This is a genomic window from Falsirhodobacter sp. alg1, from assembly GCF_000739715.2.
Lineage (GTDB): Bacteria > Pseudomonadota > Alphaproteobacteria > Rhodobacterales > Rhodobacteraceae > Falsirhodobacter.
The window spans coordinates 1-524 of sequence record NZ_BBJC02000096.1 but is presented as its reverse complement, the minus strand read 5'-3'; the positions used below and the strand labels follow the sequence as shown (position 1 = coordinate 524).

General features: G+C 50.9%; 1 protein-coding gene. It reads left to right on the top strand.

Features of this window, described 5'->3' with window-relative positions; translation table 11 throughout:
- Positions 1–199 precede the first annotated feature (199 nt).
- The coding region (locus TR36_RS15295; protein ID WP_192841383.1) for a glycosyltransferase 61 family protein at positions 200–524 on the top strand (325 nt) is incomplete at its 3' end.

Below are 524 nucleotides of genomic sequence, written 5' to 3'. Positions count from 1 at the left end.
GAAGCCGCCGCCGCCAAGGTTACCCNGCACGCGGCAGCGTCACCGCCAGGGCAAAGGCCACGGCAACACCGGCATCCGCCGCATTGCCGCCTGCCACCAGAATATCGCGGCCCACCTCGGCAGCAATCTCTTCTTGTGCCACGACCATTATTACCATGTTTTGGGAGAAATGGTATATGGCCTGCGGTATGCGAAACTTGTGGGTGATGCGCCTATCTTGTATCAGGAAGATAAATACAGAATTCTTCCAGTAGTATGCGACAGGTTGGGCATAGATAAAAACCGACTGATCAGTATTGATGAGGCGAGCGATCTAAATATCCAAAAAGCGCTTTTGCCTTCGCACCCGCCATATTACTGGAATAAAAGTGTATTCAGTTTCTTCCAGAAAATATCCACGCGAACCGTGAAGGATGGATTGAAGGTTTTCATATCCCGCCGACGTAGTAATCGGGGGCCTTCAAACGAAGATGAATTGGAAACCTTCTTGGCGGAGCGTGGATTTCTTGTCGTGTACGCTGAAC